This is a genomic window from Pseudomonas sp. 2835 (genome assembly GCF_050435905.1).
Lineage (GTDB): Bacteria > Pseudomonadota > Gammaproteobacteria > Pseudomonadales > Pseudomonadaceae > Aquipseudomonas.
This window is the reverse complement of record NZ_JBNDLE010000030.1, coordinates 16159-30911: the sequence shown is the minus strand read 5'-3', so window position 1 is coordinate 30911 and position 14753 is coordinate 16159. Positions and strand designations below refer to the sequence as shown.

At 65.6% G+C, this 14753-nt stretch carries 14 protein-coding genes; 4 read left to right on the top strand and 10 right to left on the bottom strand.

The genetic code is table 11. The features are described from left to right. The first annotated feature begins 313 nt into the window (after positions 1-313). From ABIE20_RS26240 to ABIE20_RS26230, 3 genes are all read left to right on the top strand, one after another. Positions 314-2116 carry a HAMP domain-containing protein gene (locus ABIE20_RS26240; RefSeq protein WP_429508401.1) on the top strand — a complete coding sequence of 601 codons (1803 nt, stop codon included), beginning with the start codon at positions 314-316 and terminating at the stop codon, positions 2114-2116. Further along, the gene (gene narL / locus ABIE20_RS26235; protein ID WP_429508375.1) at positions 2113-2760 is read left to right on the top strand and encodes a two-component system response regulator NarL; all 648 of its coding nucleotides are present in this window, start codon (positions 2113-2115) and stop codon (positions 2758-2760) included. The genes ABIE20_RS26240 and narL overlap by 4 nt, the downstream gene beginning before the upstream one ends. Positions 2761-2856: 96 nt before the next feature. Further along, positions 2857-3534, top strand: a complete 678-nt coding sequence (locus ABIE20_RS26230; protein ID WP_429508373.1) for a Crp/Fnr family transcriptional regulator — start codon at positions 2857-2859, stop codon at positions 3532-3534. Between the two features lie 19 nt (positions 3535-3553). On the opposite strand, the gene ubiT is transcribed toward ABIE20_RS26230, so the two are convergent. The 7 genes from ubiT to norR form a co-directional block, all read right to left on the bottom strand. Continuing rightward, on the bottom strand, positions 3554-4024 hold the full coding sequence (gene ubiT, locus ABIE20_RS26225) for a ubiquinone anaerobic biosynthesis accessory factor UbiT (RefSeq protein WP_429508372.1): 471 nt from the start codon (positions 4022-4024) through the stop codon (positions 3554-3556). Next, positions 4018-4908, bottom strand: a complete 891-nt coding sequence (locus tag ABIE20_RS26220; protein ID WP_429508370.1) for a U32 family peptidase — start codon at positions 4906-4908, stop codon at positions 4018-4020. Before ABIE20_RS26220 ends, ubiT begins: the two co-directional genes overlap by 7 nt. A 10-nt stretch (positions 4909-4918) precedes the next feature. Next, positions 4919-5914, bottom strand: coding sequence for a ubiquinone anaerobic biosynthesis protein UbiU (ubiU, locus tag ABIE20_RS26215; protein WP_429508369.1), 996 nt, complete (start codon positions 5912-5914; stop codon positions 4919-4921). Positions 5915-6041: 127 nt separating this feature from the next. Continuing rightward, positions 6042-7277, bottom strand: coding sequence for a molybdopterin molybdotransferase MoeA (locus ABIE20_RS26210; protein ID WP_429508367.1), 1236 nt, complete (start codon positions 7275-7277; stop codon positions 6042-6044). Then, complete coding sequence (gene moaB, locus ABIE20_RS26205) at positions 7274-7828, bottom strand: molybdenum cofactor biosynthesis protein B (protein ID WP_429508366.1); 555 nt, start codon at positions 7826-7828, stop codon at positions 7274-7276. Before moaB ends, ABIE20_RS26210 begins: the two co-directional genes overlap by 4 nt. Before the next feature lie 90 nt (positions 7829-7918). After that, on the bottom strand, positions 7919-8566 hold the full coding sequence (gene pdxH, locus ABIE20_RS26200; RefSeq protein WP_429508364.1) for a pyridoxamine 5'-phosphate oxidase: 648 nt from the start codon (positions 8564-8566) through the stop codon (positions 7919-7921). 81 nt (positions 8567-8647) lie between these two features. Further along, on the bottom strand, positions 8648-10168 hold the full coding sequence (gene norR / locus ABIE20_RS26195; RefSeq protein WP_429508363.1) for a nitric oxide reductase transcriptional regulator NorR: 1521 nt from the start codon (positions 10166-10168) through the stop codon (positions 8648-8650). On the opposite strand from norR, the gene ABIE20_RS26190 reads away from it, so the two are divergent. After that, positions 10106-10771: a hemerythrin domain-containing protein gene (locus tag ABIE20_RS26190; protein WP_429508399.1), complete on the top strand. Its 666-nt coding sequence runs from the start codon at positions 10106-10108 to the stop codon at positions 10769-10771. The genes norR and ABIE20_RS26190 overlap by 63 nt on opposite strands. 799 nt (positions 10772-11570) lie before the next feature. On the opposite strand, the gene ABIE20_RS26185 is transcribed toward ABIE20_RS26190, so the two are convergent. The 3 genes from ABIE20_RS26185 to ABIE20_RS26175 all read right to left on the bottom strand — a co-directional run bounded on the left by ABIE20_RS26185 (position 11571) and on the right by ABIE20_RS26175 (position 14730). Further along, complete coding sequence (locus ABIE20_RS26185) at positions 11571-12008, bottom strand: CopD family copper resistance protein (RefSeq protein ID WP_429508361.1); 438 nt, start codon at positions 12006-12008, stop codon at positions 11571-11573. A gap of 17 nt (positions 12009-12025) precedes the next feature. Continuing rightward, on the bottom strand, positions 12026-13216 hold the full coding sequence (locus ABIE20_RS26180; RefSeq protein ID WP_429508359.1) for an NnrS family protein: 1191 nt from the start codon (positions 13214-13216) through the stop codon (positions 12026-12028). A gap of 203 nt (positions 13217-13419) precedes the next feature. Further along, a complete protein-coding gene (locus tag ABIE20_RS26175; RefSeq protein WP_429508358.1) occupies positions 13420-14730 on the bottom strand; it encodes a coproporphyrinogen III oxidase in 1311 nt (436 codons plus the stop codon). Positions 14731-14753 lie beyond the last annotated feature (23 nt).

Here is a 14753-nt window from a genome sequence, read left to right as displayed (position 1 = left end):
GGGTCTCCAGTCAGGTAGCCATCGCCGGCAGACTAGAGAGGCAAACCCCGATAAAACTTGACCCCGATCAAAGAAGCCCTGGCGCCCCTGGGCCTATGCTTGTACTGCCTACCTCCAACGAGGTAGTGCCGAAAAACCTCTAAACCCTTTATTTATCAGGGCCTTGTCAAGTTTCTCAGCGCCATCGCAAGAAGCCTGACAGTTGCAAACTCTTTAGAGGTAGAGCGCCAGGGACCGGCTGCGAAACGATCAGCTGCTACACTCTGGAGTGCTTCATGTGCCGTTTTCCCCTGCTCGCCTGCGACCGCCGTCCATGATCGGCTGGCTGCGCAGCTCGTTGCCCGCGCGCGCCGGCCTGGCGGTGATTCTGATTGCCGTGCTGGCCCTGGCCAGCTCGCTCAGCGCCGGTTTGATCGCCTGGTTCAGCCAGGGCGATGCAGCGGCGATCAACACCGCAGGCTCGGTGCGCATGGAGACCTACCACCTGAGCTGGAAGCTCGCCGCCGGTGCCGAGGCCGCCGAGCTCGAGCGCATCCGCGACAGCCTGCAGCAGCGCCTCAACAGCCCGGCGCTGCAAGCGGTGCTCGAAGACGGCAAGAACCTTGAGCTGCAGGCCAGCTACCAGCGTTTGCAGGACTACTGGCAGCAAACCCTGTTGCCGGCCTTGCAGCGCGGCGACGCCGCTACGTTTCAGGCCAGCACCCTGCCCTTCGTCAACCAGCTCAACCAGTTCGTCAGCCTGCTGCAACGCCAGAGCGAGCATAAGCAGGGCTGGCAGCAAGTGATCCAGGGCGCGGCGCTGTTCACCACCATGATCGTCCTGCTGTTTGGCTTGTATGAGCTGCAATACAACGTCATCACGCCGCTCAAGGAACTGGTGGACGCCACCCAGCGCTTTCGCCGTGGCGAGTTCCAGGCGCGGGTCAATCATCAGTCCGCAGACGAACTCGGCGAATTGGCCACCAGCTTCAACGCCATGGCCGAAACCATCGAGCAATCCCACCGCACCCTGGAAAGCCAGGTGCAGCAAAAAACCCTCAACCTGCAGCAGGCCAACGCCGCCCTTGAACTGCTGTACCAGAGCAGCCGCAGCCTGGCCACGCGGCTGGCCAATGCCGAGGGCCTGGATGAGCTGATCCGGCGATTCCAGCAGCGCCTGCCGGGGCTGCGCCTGTCGCTGTGCCTGCACGGCCAGTTGCAAGCCCCGGCCCAGCAGCTGCTGGCCCTGCATGGCGCCGACAGCCGCAAGATCTGCGCCAGCAGCGATTGCGCCAGTTGCCAGCGGCACCAGCGCACCAACCGCCACACCTTCAGCATCAGCAACCAGGGCAGCACCCTCGGCGAGCTGAAGGCGCACTTTATCGACGGCCACGAACCGCAAGCCTGGGAAACCGAGCTGATCCAGGCCCTGGCCAACCTGATCGGCACCTCGCTGTCGCTCAAGCGCCAGCGCGAACAGGACCACCGCCTGGTGCTGCTCGAAGAGCGCGCAATCATTGCCCGCGAACTGCACGATTCGCTGGCCCAGGCGCTGTCGTACATGAAGCTGCAGGTCAGCCGCATGCAAACCCTGATGCGCCGTGGCGAGCCAGTGGCAACGCTCGAGAACGTCACTGCCGAGTTGCGCGATGGCCTGAACAACGCCTACCGCCAGTTGCGCGAACTGCTCACCACCTTCCGCCTGCAGATCCATGATGCCGGCCTGGTGCAGGAACTCAAGGACACCGCCGAGGAGTTCTCCCGCCGCGGCGAATTCCAGGTACACCTGCACGTCGACAGCCTGGCCTTCGAGCTGTCGGCCAGCGAACAGATCCACATCCTGCAGATCACCCGCGAGGCGCTGTCCAACTGCCTGCGCCATGCCCATGCGCAGAACGCCTGGTTGCAATTGCGCCAGCACGGCGAGCAGGTCTGCCTGTCGATCGAGGATGATGGCCGCGGTTTCAGCGGCACCCACGACCTGCGCGAACACCATGGCCTGAACATCATGGACGAGCGGGCGCGCAGCCTGCGCGGCCAGTTGCACATTGTTGGCCGGGCGCCGCAAGGCACCCGGGTACAGATGGAATTTCGCCCGGAATTTCTCGGGCACTTGAACGAAGGTAACCCTGTATGAACCCCTCCCCGCGCTACCGGATACTGCTGGTCGACGACCACCCGATGATGCGCCGTGGCATTCGCCAGATGCTCGAACTGGAAGACGACTTCCAGATCGTCGGCGAAGCCAGCCACGGCGAAGAAGCCCTGGCCCTGATCGCGCCGCTGCAACCGGACCTGGTGCTGCTGGACAACAACATGCCGCAGATGAACGGCATCGAAACCCTGCGCCACCTGCGCAGCCAGGGCTTTGCCGGCAAGGTGCTGCTGTTCACCGTGTCCGATGCCGAAGACGATATCCGCGACGCCCTGCGCCTGGACGCCGACGGCTACCTGCTCAAGGACATGGAGCCGGAGCTGTTGATCCAGTACATCCGCGACGCCATGAACGGCGCCCTGGTGATCAGCCCGGGGTTGACCCGGGTCATGGCCCAGGCACTGCGCTCACCACCGCGCCAGGCGGACGTGGAGCTCACCGAGCGTGAACGCCAGGTGCTGAAGACCATCGCCAGCGGCTACAGCAACAAGGTTATCGGCCACAAGCTGGGGATCACCGAAGGCACGGTCAAGGTGCATGTGAAGAACCTGCTGCACAAGCTCGGCCTGCGCTCGCGGGTGGAGGCGGCGGTGTGGGCCATGGAGCACCTGCGCCACAGCGCCTGAACCGGCCTTTGCCCACTGCCCCTTTGGAGGTAGACCGGCAGAGGCATAGGCCGCCGGCGCCACGGGTTTTACCATAGGCGCCAGCGGAGGTACGCCATGCTGACCCACCCTTCTACCGTTCTGGTTTTACGTCGCCATCACCTGTTCAGCCAACTGCCGCAGAAAGTCTTCGAAGGCGTCTGTGCCCTGGCGATGCTCCGGCGCCTGGGCTGCCATGACACGCTCATGCACCAGGGCGATCCGGCCAAGCGTTTCTTCTTGCTGGTCAGCGGCCAGATCAAGCTGTACCGGCTCAGCGCCGAGGGCCAGGAGCACCTGGTGGAGATCATCCAGCCGGGCCAGACCTTTGCCGAAGCGCTGCTGTTCAGCCAGGCGCGCAGCTACCCGGTGACCGCCACGGCGCTCAAGGATTGCGTGCTGATCAGCATCGACGGCGGCCACTACCGCAACGCCCTGGAAGACCAGCCGCAGGTGTGCCTGGCGATTCTGGCGAGCATGAGCATCCACCTGCACCAGCGCCTCATGGACATCGACACGCTGACCTCGGCCAGCGCCAGCCGGCGGGTGATCAGCTTTTTGCTGCAGGAGTGCGACCCGGACAGCGGCCGGGTCGAGTTGCAGGTGTCCAAACGCCTGGTGGCCTCCAAGCTGGGTATCCAGCCGGAGACCTTTTCGCGCACCCTGCACCGCCTGGTGGAACGTGGCCTGATCGCCATGGAGCGGCGCAGTATCCATATCCTCAAAGCCGACGAGCTGGCCGGCTACTCAGGGTAGCCAGGCTAGCCCCCTGCCCTCAGCTGGCCGCCAGCCCTTTGCCGGCGCGCTCCAGGTTGCGCCACAACCACACCGGCAATACCTCGGGGTCGAGGCTGTCAATCAGGTTTTTCAGGGTCAGGCCCAGCTCGGTGTCGCCCTCGATCACCAGGCGGCGGCGAAAGAACAGGGTGTCCGGGTCTTCCTGACGGCTGGCCAGCAACAGAAACTCGCGCCAGTTGCCGCGAATGGTCACATCGGCCCTGGCCCGCTCGGCGATCTGCAGGCCCTCGCGGTTGCGGGTCAGGTACCAGGTCAGGTCCAGATCGGGGATGCGCAGGCACAACCAGCGCCCGCGCAGCAGGTCGAACTCGCCGTCACGCAGGGGCTCGGCCAGGCAGCGGTTGAGCGCCTGCTGCAAGGCCACGCGCTGGATCACGAACGGCACCTTGCGCACCAAGGGCAGAACCTTGTCGGCGCCCTTCAACAACCATTGCGCACGGTTCAGCACAGGCCCACCTCCTCGACCCGCAACATGCCCGCCTGGCCATGCCAGTAGCCGTTGCAGCCGTCGACGCACAGCGGCGGCGCCTCGCCCTGACGCACCCGGGCAAAGGCCTCGACCACCTCGGCCATGCCCTGGGCCCGCGGGCTCAGGCGCAGCAGATCGGCGCCGCAGGCTTGCAACCCGGCATAGTCGGCCAGCAGGTTGGTGACTTCGGCGGACAGGGTCTGGATGCCGTTGAGGGTGAACAGCGCCTGGCCTTCCTGGCTGCTCAGGGCCAGGCCGTCGGGGTAGTTGATGCAGCAGAACTGGCAGTCATCCTTGGGCCGGTTTTCGGCCCGCGCGGTAAAGCAGCGCGCCGAATAGGCCAGCGGCAGGTGGCCATAGGCGAAGACCTCGACCTCGGGCAGTTCACGGCCCAGTTCAACGGCCTGGTCGAGCACCGCGCGAATCAGTGCTGCCGAGCACTCTACCGGCGGCACCCAGCGGATCATCCCGCAATCGAGCAGCTTGGCCACCGCATGGCCGTTATAAAGGTTCAGCGCCGGCCCGGCCACGAACGGTAGCTTGCGCTCGGCCAGGTACTGCACCGCGCCCATGTCGTTAGCCTCCACCAGCAGCTCGCCGTTGTCGCACAGGCGGCGCAGGCTGGAGAGCTCGGACGCAGCTTCGATCAGGGTCAGGCTCGACAGCACGATCTGCGCCGGGCTGCAGGCCTGTAGCTCGCGGCCCAGGCCCAGCCAGTGGTCGAGGTTCATCGCCCGGCGTTTCGAGCAGACGGTTTCACCGAGGTAAATCACATCCAGGGGCAAGGCCGACATCTCGCTGTAGAAACGCCGCAATTGTTCTTTGTCCCAGTAGTACAACACGGGTCCCAGGCTGAGTTTCATGTGCAGTTCCTCATTGCCATGATCGATGGTAAGCACCCAGGGTGGTCTGGCTGCCTTCGGACAAACCGGCCAGCACCTGGCGCCACTGCTCCTTGACCGTGAAGCGTTGCGGCGCCAGGCGGTGGGCGTCGAGCGCGGCGCGCCAGACCTGGGTGACCTGCTCGACATACGCCGGGCTGCGCTGGCGGCCTTCGATCTTGACCGCCTCGACACCCATGGCGGCGAGCTCTGGCAGCAGGTCGAGGGTGTCGAGGCTGGTAGGTTCTTCCAGGGCGTGGAAGCGCTTGCCGCCGACCAGGAACCGGCCCTTGCACAGGGTCGGGTAACCGGCGGGCTCGTCAGCTTGATAGCGGTCGATCAGCACTTCGCTCAGGCGTGCGCTGAGGCCCTCGGCGTCTTCGCTCCAGCGCACCGCCTTGGCCGGCGAGCAGACGCCACACAGGTTCGGCGACTCGCCGGTGATGTACGAGGACAGGTGGCAGCGCCCTTCGGCCATGATGCACAGGCTGCCGAAAGCGAACACTTCGATGGGCACCGTGCTGCTGGCAGCCACCTGGCGCACCTGGGCCAGCGACAGCACCCGCGGCAGCACGGCGCGGCGGATGTTGTAGTGCTGGGCGTAGAACGCCAGGGCACTGGCGTTGGTGGCCGAGCCCTGGACCGAGAGGTGCAGGTTTAGCTGCGGGTGGCGCTCGGCCGCGTAGCCGAGCACCCCCGGGTCAGCTGCGATCAGGGCATCGACACCATGGTCGGCGGCGCGGTCCACCGCCCTTTGCCAGCGCTCCCAGCCCCGCGGCTGTGGGTAGGTGTTGACCGCGACATAGAGCTTGCGATTGTGCTGGCGGATATGAGCGACGGCGGCGTCGAACTGCTTGTCGTCCATATTCAGGCCGGCAAAGTGCCGGGCGTTGGTGTCATCGCGAAAGCCGACATACACCGCATCGGCGCCTTGGCGCACCGCGGCTTTGAGCGCAGGCAGGTTGCCTGCCGGGCAGACCAGTTGCATGGGTTTTCCTCATCAAAGAAACCTATCTCCACTGGCCTGCACGGTTCGAACAGGCCCGGAGCACTGGAAAAAGCGCTGCCAGTCTAGCCAGCGCCTCCAGCAGAGCCTTGACGGCAATCAAGGTCACTCATTGCATCAGCTCGGCAAATGACAGGAACTGCACATTGTCGTGCTTGTGCACCTGCTGCTGGCACTCCACCACCGCCAGGCCGTCGGCCCAGCAGGCGGCGCTGAGCATCGCCGAGCTTTGTTGCGGATGCAGTTGCACGCTGGACTGGCCGTTGGCCTCGGGCAACAAGCGCGCCCGCAGGTACTGGCGGCGCTTGTTGCGCTGCAGCCAGTCAAAACCCGCCGGCAGCGCCACGGGCCGGGGTAGCACATCGCGCACGCCCTGGGCGCGCAGCAGCCAGGGCCTTACCACCACCAGCGCCGTGATCAGTGCGGCTGCCGGGTTGCCGGGCATGCCAACCCACGGCCGCCCCGCCACCTCGCCAAAGGCCAGGGGCTTGCCCGGCTGGATCGCCAGGCGCCAGAAATCGACACTGCCCAGCTCGTCGATGGCTTGCTTGAGATGATCTTCCTCGCCCACCGACACGCCGCCGGAGGTCAGCAGCAGGTCGCACTCGGCTGCGGCCAGGTTCAGCGCGTGCTTGCTGGCCGCCAGCTCGTCGGCCATCACCCCGTAGTCATGGACCTCGACGCCCCAGCCTTGCAACAGGGCCGTCAAGCAATAGCGGTTGCTGTTGTAGATCTGCCCTGGCGCCAGGGGTTGGCCGGGTTCGCGCAACTCATCGCCACTGCTCAGCAGACCGACACGCAAGGGCCGATGAACTTCGACCCAGGCCACTCCGGAGGCGGCCAGCAAGCCCAGCTCCTGAGCGCGCAGGCGCTTGCCGGCTTGCAGCAGCAGATGGCCTTCGCGCAGCTCTTCGCCGGCCTTGCGCAAATGCTCGCCAAGGCTTGCGGCCGGCAGCCATACCAGTTCGCCATCAACCCGGCACAACTCCTGCGGGGCCACCGTGTCGGCGCCTGGCGGCAAGGGCGCACCGGTAAAGATCCGCACCGCCTGGCCTGGCTGCAATGCAGCGCTGGCCTGCTGACCGGCAGCGATGCGCCCGGCCAGGGTCAGGCAGCCGCCCGTGACCGGCAAGTCGGCCGCCCTGAAGGCGAAACCGTCCATGGCGCTGTTATCCCAGCCCGGCAGGCTGCGCGGGGCATGAATATCAACCGCCAGCACCCGGCCCAGGGCTTGCTCCAGCAGCACCATCTGCGCCGCCGGTGGTGGCGGCGCCTGTTCGAGCAAATAGCGGATGGCCTGATCGACCGGCATCAACGCGCCGCTGTCGCACACACGCCCGCTCATGGCCGCGCCTCACAGGCGTCGATGGCCTGCGCGGCCTGGGCCTTGAGGTGCGGGGCGAAATTGCACGGGCCAGTGCGGCTGTCGAGCTGGCTATTGAGGATCTGCGTCCAGGCCGTGCGACAGGCGCCGGGCGAACCCGGCACGCAACACACCAGCACGCCGTTGCTCATGCCGGCCAGGGCGCGGGACTGCAGGCTGGACATGCCGATTTCGGCCAGCGACACCTGGCGGAACAACTCGCCAAAGCCTTCGACGTGTTTGTCCAGTAACGGCAGCACCGCCTGCGGGGTGTTGTCGCGGGCGGTAAAGCCGGTGCCGCCGGTGGTCAGTACCACCTGCACCTTGGGGTCGGCGATCCAGCGCGAGAGCGTGGCGCGGATCTGGTAGATATCGTCCTTGACCAGGTCACGCTCGAGCAGCACATGCCCGGCGGCCTGCAGCAGGTCGATAAGGGTCTGCCCCGAGCTGTCGGTGTCGAAATTGCGCGTGTCGCTGATGGTCAGTACGGCGATGTTCAGGGGTTCAAACGTGCGTTGTGCCAGATGGGCCATGGCCTGGGCTTCCCGTGAAAGGTGGATGGGCCCAAGCCTGAACCTAAAGCCTGGGCGAACCTATTCCTCGTTGGAGGTATCTCTTTGGCTTCACGGCGCCAGGCGCTGGCGCGTCCACGTCCCGCCCTCGCGGCGGTAGTCGAGGCGGTCATGCAGGCGATCGGCGCGACCCTGCCAGAACTCCATGCGCTCCGGCGCCAGGCAGTAGCCACCCCAGTGTTCGGGGCGGCGCAAGGGTTGTTCGACGAAGCGGCGGATGGTTTGCGCGAGCATCACCTGCAGCTCGTCGCGGTCGGCCAGCGGCCGACTCTGCGGTGATGCCCAGGCGCCCAGGCGGCTGGCTTCGGGGCGTGAGTCGAAGTAGGCATCGGACAGCCGCGGATCAAGCCGCGTCACCGGCCCTTCAATGCGTACCTGGCGCTCCAGCCCTGGCCAGAAGAAGGTCATCGCCGCATAGGGATTGGCTGCCAGCTCCTGGCCCTTGGCGCTCTGGTAGTTGCCGAAGAAGGTAAAGCCCTGCTCGTCAACGCCCTTGAGCAGCAGCACCCGGCAATGCGGGCGGCCCGTGGCGTCAACCGTGGCCAGGTACATGCTGTTGGCTTCCACCGGCTCGCGCTCGGTCTCGCGGGCCTGTTGCAGCCACTGGGCAAACAGGCTCAGAGGCTCCAGCGGCGCTTGGGCTTCCTGCAGGCCACCTAGGGTGTAGTTGCGACGCATCTGGGCAAGGGACAACGGCATGGCGGTGAGCTCCTGGTTAGGTGTGCGCAGTCTGTAAGCAGCGCCACGTACGCACCTTGATCACCATCAACGCCAGCGGCGTTACTTCAGGCGCAAACGCCTGGCCAGTTTGTGCAGGTTGCTCGGGTCGAGCGCCAGCAAGCGCGCGGCGCTGGCCCAGTTGTCGCCGCTCAGTTGCAGGGCGTGGACGATGGCTTGGCGCTGGCAGGCATCGACGGCGTCGCTCAGGGACGTGAACGGCATAGCGGGCGCTGTGTGCAGGTCCGCTACAGGCGCCGTTGCCGGCGTGCTGTCGAGATCAAGCACCTGCGGCTCCAGGGTGATGATCCGGTTGCGGCTACCTTCGCGGCTCAGTTGCTTGAGCGCGGCGCGGCTGATCACATGCTCAAGCTCGCGCACGTTGCCCGGCCAGTGATAAGCCAGCAGCGCCCGCTCGGCCGCCGCCGACAGGCGCAAGCCGCGCAGGCCCAGGCGGGTGCGGTTGAGCTCGAGGAACTGCCCGGCAATCATCAGCACATCGTTGCCGCGCTCGCGCAGCGGCGGGATCGGCAGCGGGTACACCGACAGGCGATGGTACAGGTCGGCGCGAAACAGGCCGTCGCGAATGCTGTCGGGCAGATGCCGGTTGGTGGCGGCGATGATGCGCACATCCACGTGTAGCGGCTTGTCGGCGCCCAGGCGCTGGATCTCGCCGTTTTGCAACGTGCGCAACAGCTTGGCCTGCACGCTCAGGGGCAACTCGCCGACTTCATCGAGAAACAGCGTGCCGCCGTTGGCCGCATCGAAGCGCCCGGCGCGGTCACTGCTGGCGCCCGAGAACGCGCCTTTGACATGGCCGAACAGCTCGCTCTCGGCCAGGGACTCGGGCAAGGCCGCGCAGTTGACCTGAATCAGCGGCTTGTGGCTGCGCCGCGACAAGCGATGCAGGCGGCGGGCGAACAGCTCCTTGCCGACCCCGGTCTCGCCCAGCAGCAACACCGGCAACTCAGCGTCGGCGAGTATTTCAATCTCGTTGAGCAACTGCTCCAGCACTGGGCTGTGGCCAAGAATCTCGCCCTCTTCCAGCGGCGCACGCAGGTCCTGGGGGGCGCTGCGCGACAGGCGCAGGCTGCGGTTTTCCTGCTCCAGGCGGGTCACCCTCAGGGCCGCTTCGATCTGCAAGGTGCAGCGTTTTAGCTCATCGCGGGCAGCGTTGTCGAAGGTACCCGGCTGCAGCGCATCGAGGGTGATCGCACCCCAGACCTGCCCTTGCACATGGAGGCTCACGCCCATGCAGTCGTGTACGGCCAATGGTTCGTGCAGTGCGCTGTCGAGCAGCCCATCGTAAGGGTCCGGCAGGCGGCTGTCGGGCTCGAACCAGGTCGGCTCGCGCGAGGCCATGATCGCTGCCAGGCGCGGATGCCGGGCGATCACGAAGCGCCGGCCGAGGGCTTCGTGCACCAGCCCGACGGTGGCCTGCGGGCGCAGGCTGTCGCCCTCCAGGCGCAACAGCCCGACCGCGCCGCAGTTGAAGTACTCGCGCAGGGTTTGCACCAGGCGCTGCAAGCGCACGGCATTGGGCAGCTCGACGATCAGGTCAGCGGCCAGGCTTTCACGCAGCATGGTAGTTATTACCCCCTATGGTTATCGCTACCCGCAGGTAGGCGGGTAGATTTCACCACAGGCCCGGCGCTGGACCTTGATTTCGGGCAAGCAAAGCTGGCATGGCCGATGCAATCACCTCTGGGATCCTTAGCAACCAGAGCAGGAACCCTGATGAACACGACCGAACTGATCGCCCATATCCTCACCCGCTACCACGACCGCCACCGCCAACAACTGCCGGAACTGATCCGCCTGGCCCGGCGCGTCGAGCAGGTCCATGGCGGCCATGCCCAATGCCCCAACGGCCTGGCCGACCACCTGCAGGACATGCAACAGGAACTTGAAGGGCACATGCTCAAGGAGGAACAGGTGCTGTTCCCCCTGCTGCAACGGGGCATGGGCCGCCAGGCGGGTGCGCCGATCCAGGTGATGCGCATGGAACATGACCAGCATGGTGAGGCGCTGGTGCGCTTGAAGCTGTTGACCAACGACATCAGCGCGCCAGAGGGTGCCTGCAATACCTGGCGCACCCTGTACCACGGGCTGGAGGAGTTTCGCGAGGATTTGCAGCAGCACATCGAGTTGGAGAACGATGTGTTGTTCACCAACGCCCTGGCTTGATGGCTGGCCTTTGGATCTGCATGCACCAGACCTGTGGGAGCGGGACTTGCCCGCGATCGAGTGCGCAACGCTCGTAATCCAGACGCCCCCTACTGTGCTGGCTGTACCGGCCTCATCGCCGGCAAGGCCGGCTCCCACAATAGACCGGCATGCACCGGACCTGCAGGAACCGGCCTTGCCAGCGATCGAGCGCGAAGCGTTCGCAATCCAGGCGCCAGCTGATGTGCTGGCTGCACCGGCCTCATCGCCGGCAAGGCCGGCTCCCACAATATGGACTGCATGCACCGGACCTGTAGGAGCTGGCCTTGCCAGCGATCAAGCGCGAAGCGGTCGTGATCCAGCCACATCTGATGTGCTGACTGCACCGGCCTCATCGCCGGCAAGGCCGGCTCCCACAAAAGACCTGCATGCGCCGGACCTGTAGGAGCTGGCCTTGCCAGCGATCGAGCGCGAAGCGGTCGTGATCCAGCCACATCTGATGTGCTGACTGTACCGGCCTCATCGCCGGCAAGGCCGGCTCCCACAATATGGACTGCATGCACCGGACCTGTGGGAGCTGGCCTTGCCAGCGATCGAGCGCGAAGCGGTCGCAATCCAGGCGCTAGCTGATGTGCTGACTGCACCGGCCTCATCGCAATCTGCATGCAGCGGACCTGTAGGAGCTGGCCTTGCCAGCGATCGAGCGCGAAGCGGTCGTAATCCAGACGCCCGCTAATGTGCTGGCTGTACCGGCTTCATCGCCGGCAAGGCCGGTTTCCACTGAGGTCGCAATCCAGGCAGACCCGCGATCGGGCGCAGGCTATTGCCAGTAGAACATCGCCTTGGCCAGCACCACGATCAGCAGCATGTGCCCAAGGATGCTCCAGCGAATCCCGCGCGCCCTGCCCTCGCTCAGGCGCCCGCGGGTCAGCCAGAACGCCAGCAACAGGTAATGGCCAATGATGCTCAGGGCCAGGACGATCTTCAGGCTCAGCAGGCTGGCAAAGCTGCTGGCCAACGGCTCGCTCAAGGCTGCGCGGTGGTGCCAGGCCAGACCCAGCCCTGCGCTATACAGCAGCAACACCACACCATGCAGCACCTTGCGTGAACGCACCGACAGCGCCTGGTCTACCCCTGCCAGCGCCGCAGCCGGCACTTGGCGGCGCGCTGCCTGCCAGATGAGCAGTTCAAAAAACAGCGTGCCGATAAAGGCAATGGCCGCCAGTAGATGAACCACCAACAAGTACGGATACAACATCCTTCGCCTCCAGGCGCTTAACCAGGGTGCCCGTCGACCCGGGCGCGCAACAGCATCGGCGCATAACGCCAGACATACAAGGCAAACGCCAGCACCCAGCACACGCCCGCCAGCCACAAACCGCCCAGCGGCAGCCACAGTACCAGCAACACCCGGCTGACTCCGGCGAGGTTGAGCAGGATGAACGCCAGGGTCATCCCCGCCGGCGGCTGCAACGCCCGCCCGGTGTGGCCAAGGCTGACCCGGGCGATCATCGCCAGGATCAACCCGGCCATGGCGCCGATGGTCAGGCAATGCACGGCCAGGCTCGGGTTCAGCGCCACGCCGAAATGCCACAGGGCCATGCCCAGGCAGGCCAGCACCAACCAGGCATAGGCCAGGTGCAGCGACCACAGCAGCGGTACCCGCCACAGCCGGTGGTCATACCAGCGCCACAGGCGTAGCCCGTGGCCGCAGGCCAGGGCGGCAAACAGTACGCCGATCCCGGTATTGCTGGTCAGCGCCGGCCCTGTCGCATACAACAGCGCCACCAGCGCCGAGCCCGCCAGCAGCAGCCCGTCGAGCCACGGCCAGGGCATTACCGCCGCTGTGCGGCCCAAGCCGCGTTGGGTAAAGAACGGAATCACCCGCCCGCCAATCAGGCCCATCATTGCCCCGACCAGCCAGATGCCGCCAAGCACGCCCTGGCGCTGCCAACCATCGTGGCCATGCACCAGGCCATACACGGACAGGCCATCGACTGCCGTCAGCAGTAGCAAAACCATCACGACCGGGTAATTGCGCTTGTGCCGCACCTGCCACAGGGTGCGCCCCATCAACACCGCCACCAGCAACGGGAAGCCCAACTCCAGCAGCGCCAGCAACGGCCAGGGCGCATTCGCCAGCCATGCCACCCGCCCGGCCAGCCAGAGTAACGCCAGGGCTGCCAGCGGCTTGCCGCTCAGGCCCGGTTGGCCGGTCCAGGTTTGCACCGCCGTAAGCAAAAAGCCGGCGATGATCGCCAGGCCAAAGCCGAACACCAGTTCATGCCGGTGCCAGGCCAGCCAGCCGCCGGCCGGCTGCCAGTTACCCAGCGAGCCGTTCAAGGCCGCCAGCCACAAGGGAATGGCCACCAGCGCCAGGGCGCAGCCAGCGAGGAACAACGGGCGGAACGCCAGGCGCAACAGCGGCGCGATGGCCAGCGCTTTACGGCGATCAAGAACGTGCATCAAGCCTCTCCTTACCTTGTTACCGACAGGTCAGCGTGCCCCGTCGGATCTGAGCAAGGCAGTGCAAGAGCCATGCCCCTAGCGTTTTGCGCGGCGCGGGCTCGGCCATGGGGTGAAATCGGGGTAACAATGACCCTGCCATGGTTGTTTCTACCCTGGTCATCCAGGGTATTTTCGACCCTCAAAAGAATCGTTTGACAGGCTCAAGGACCGGCATCGTGATCGCCCCATTGCTGCTGTTCGAACAGCTGGCAGATGGCATCGACGTCCACCCGGCCTGCAGGCAATATGCTGATGTGGCGCGCCGATACCTCGACCAGCCCTGTCCGGCGCATGGCCTCCAGCTGGCGCCAGGCACTGGCGAAGTACTGGCGAAAATCCACGCCGTAACGGGCCTCGATGGCCTGGATATCCAGCTCCAGGTCACACGCCAGGCGTTCGCTTACCCGCTGGCGCAGTTGGTCATGCGCCCCGCCGCGCCAGCCGCGGCAAGTGGCCAACTGATCGTTGCCCAATTGCTGCAGGTAATGCGCAAGGGTCAGGGCATTCTGTGCGTAGAGTTCGTCGAACTGGCTGATTGCGCCCAGGCCGAAGCCGACATGGTCACAGTAGCCGTGGCGGGTAAAGCCCTGGCAATTGCGCCGCAAACGCCCACGCTCCTGGGCAATGGCCAGGTCGTCGTCGGCGCGCACGAACTGGCCCAGGCCGATGTGCTGGTATCCCGCTGCCAGCAGCTGGGCAAAACAGCTATGGCGCATCTGCGCCTTGTCCTGCTCGCTGCAGGGTGCCTGCCGGGCGCTGTGGGCATAGCGCGCTGGCGGCTGGGCGTAGTCGAACACCTGAAGGCGGTCGGGCTCAAGCTCGATCAGGGTGGCAAGCTTACGGGCGAAACTGTCCGGGGTCTGCCAGGCGTGACCGTAGCCTAGGTCGACACTCACCGAGCGAAAATTGAAAGTACGCGCGGCATCGATCAGCGAATGTATCGGCGCCGGGTTTTGCCAGCGGGCTTCCGAAAGCCCTACTGCTTGGCCACAATCGGGCACGCCGATGCTGACCTGGTTGAAACCCTGGTCACGCAACAGGCCCATGGTCGCCCAACGGGTGTGATGCAGGTCGACTTCGACGCCGTAGTCCCCCAGTTCGTGGGGCAGAAAACTGAAGCGTTGGCGCAATTGCTCCATCATCCGCGGCAACACCTCATGGCCTGGAGTGGCACCGCTCAACTGGAACTGCTCGATGCTCTGGTCGGCCCCCAGGTGGCAGCCGACCAGGGCAATCTCCCGTTGCAGACTGCGCAGGTAGGTATCTTGTGCCTGGCCATCGAGCCCGGCCGGCAACTGCACGCTCAAGGACAACGGCCGGTGCTGCTGGCGGCTGGTGCGCAGCGCGCGCAATACATCCAGCGAGCCGATGCCGGCATGGAACCTGCGGGTATCGACATGCCCACCGGGCTCACCCGGCCACTGCCTGTTCGGGTTGACCGGCTGCGGTTGGCGATGATGTAAGTCAAGCATGGCGGGCTCCCAGACGGGCTGCG

Excerpts from the sequence above, each read along its gene's own strand:
- ABIE20_RS26230 (WP_429508373.1), top strand. The coding sequence starts at position 2,857 with ATGCTGACCCACCCTTCTACCGTTCTGGTTTTACGTCGCCATCACCTG.
- ABIE20_RS26180 (WP_429508359.1), bottom strand. The coding sequence starts at position 13,216 with ATGCACGTTCTTGATCGCCGTAAAGCGCTGGCCATCGCGCCGCTGTTG.
- ABIE20_RS26175 (WP_429508358.1), bottom strand. The coding sequence starts at position 14,730 with ATGCTTGACTTACATCATCGCCAACCGCAGCCGGTCAACCCGAACAGG.
- ABIE20_RS26220 (WP_429508370.1), bottom strand. The coding sequence starts at position 4,908 with ATGAAACTCAGCCTGGGACCCGTGTTGTACTACTGGGACAAAGAACAA.
- ABIE20_RS26240 (WP_429508401.1), top strand. The coding sequence starts at position 314 with ATGATCGGCTGGCTGCGCAGCTCGTTGCCCGCGCGCGCCGGCCTGGCG.
- pdxH (WP_429508364.1), bottom strand. The coding sequence starts at position 8,566 with ATGCCGTTGTCCCTTGCCCAGATGCGTCGCAACTACACCCTAGGTGGC.
- ABIE20_RS26210 (WP_429508367.1), bottom strand. The coding sequence starts at position 7,277 with ATGAGCGGGCGTGTGTGCGACAGCGGCGCGTTGATGCCGGTCGATCAG.
- ubiU (WP_429508369.1), bottom strand. The coding sequence starts at position 5,914 with ATGCAACTGGTCTGCCCGGCAGGCAACCTGCCTGCGCTCAAAGCCGCG.
- ABIE20_RS26185 (WP_429508361.1), bottom strand. The coding sequence starts at position 12,008 with ATGTTGTATCCGTACTTGTTGGTGGTTCATCTACTGGCGGCCATTGCC.
- norR (WP_429508363.1), bottom strand. The coding sequence starts at position 10,168 with ATGCTGCGTGAAAGCCTGGCCGCTGACCTGATCGTCGAGCTGCCCAAT.
- moaB (WP_429508366.1), bottom strand. The coding sequence starts at position 7,828 with ATGGCCCATCTGGCACAACGCACGTTTGAACCCCTGAACATCGCCGTA.
- narL (WP_429508375.1), top strand. The coding sequence starts at position 2,113 with ATGAACCCCTCCCCGCGCTACCGGATACTGCTGGTCGACGACCACCCG.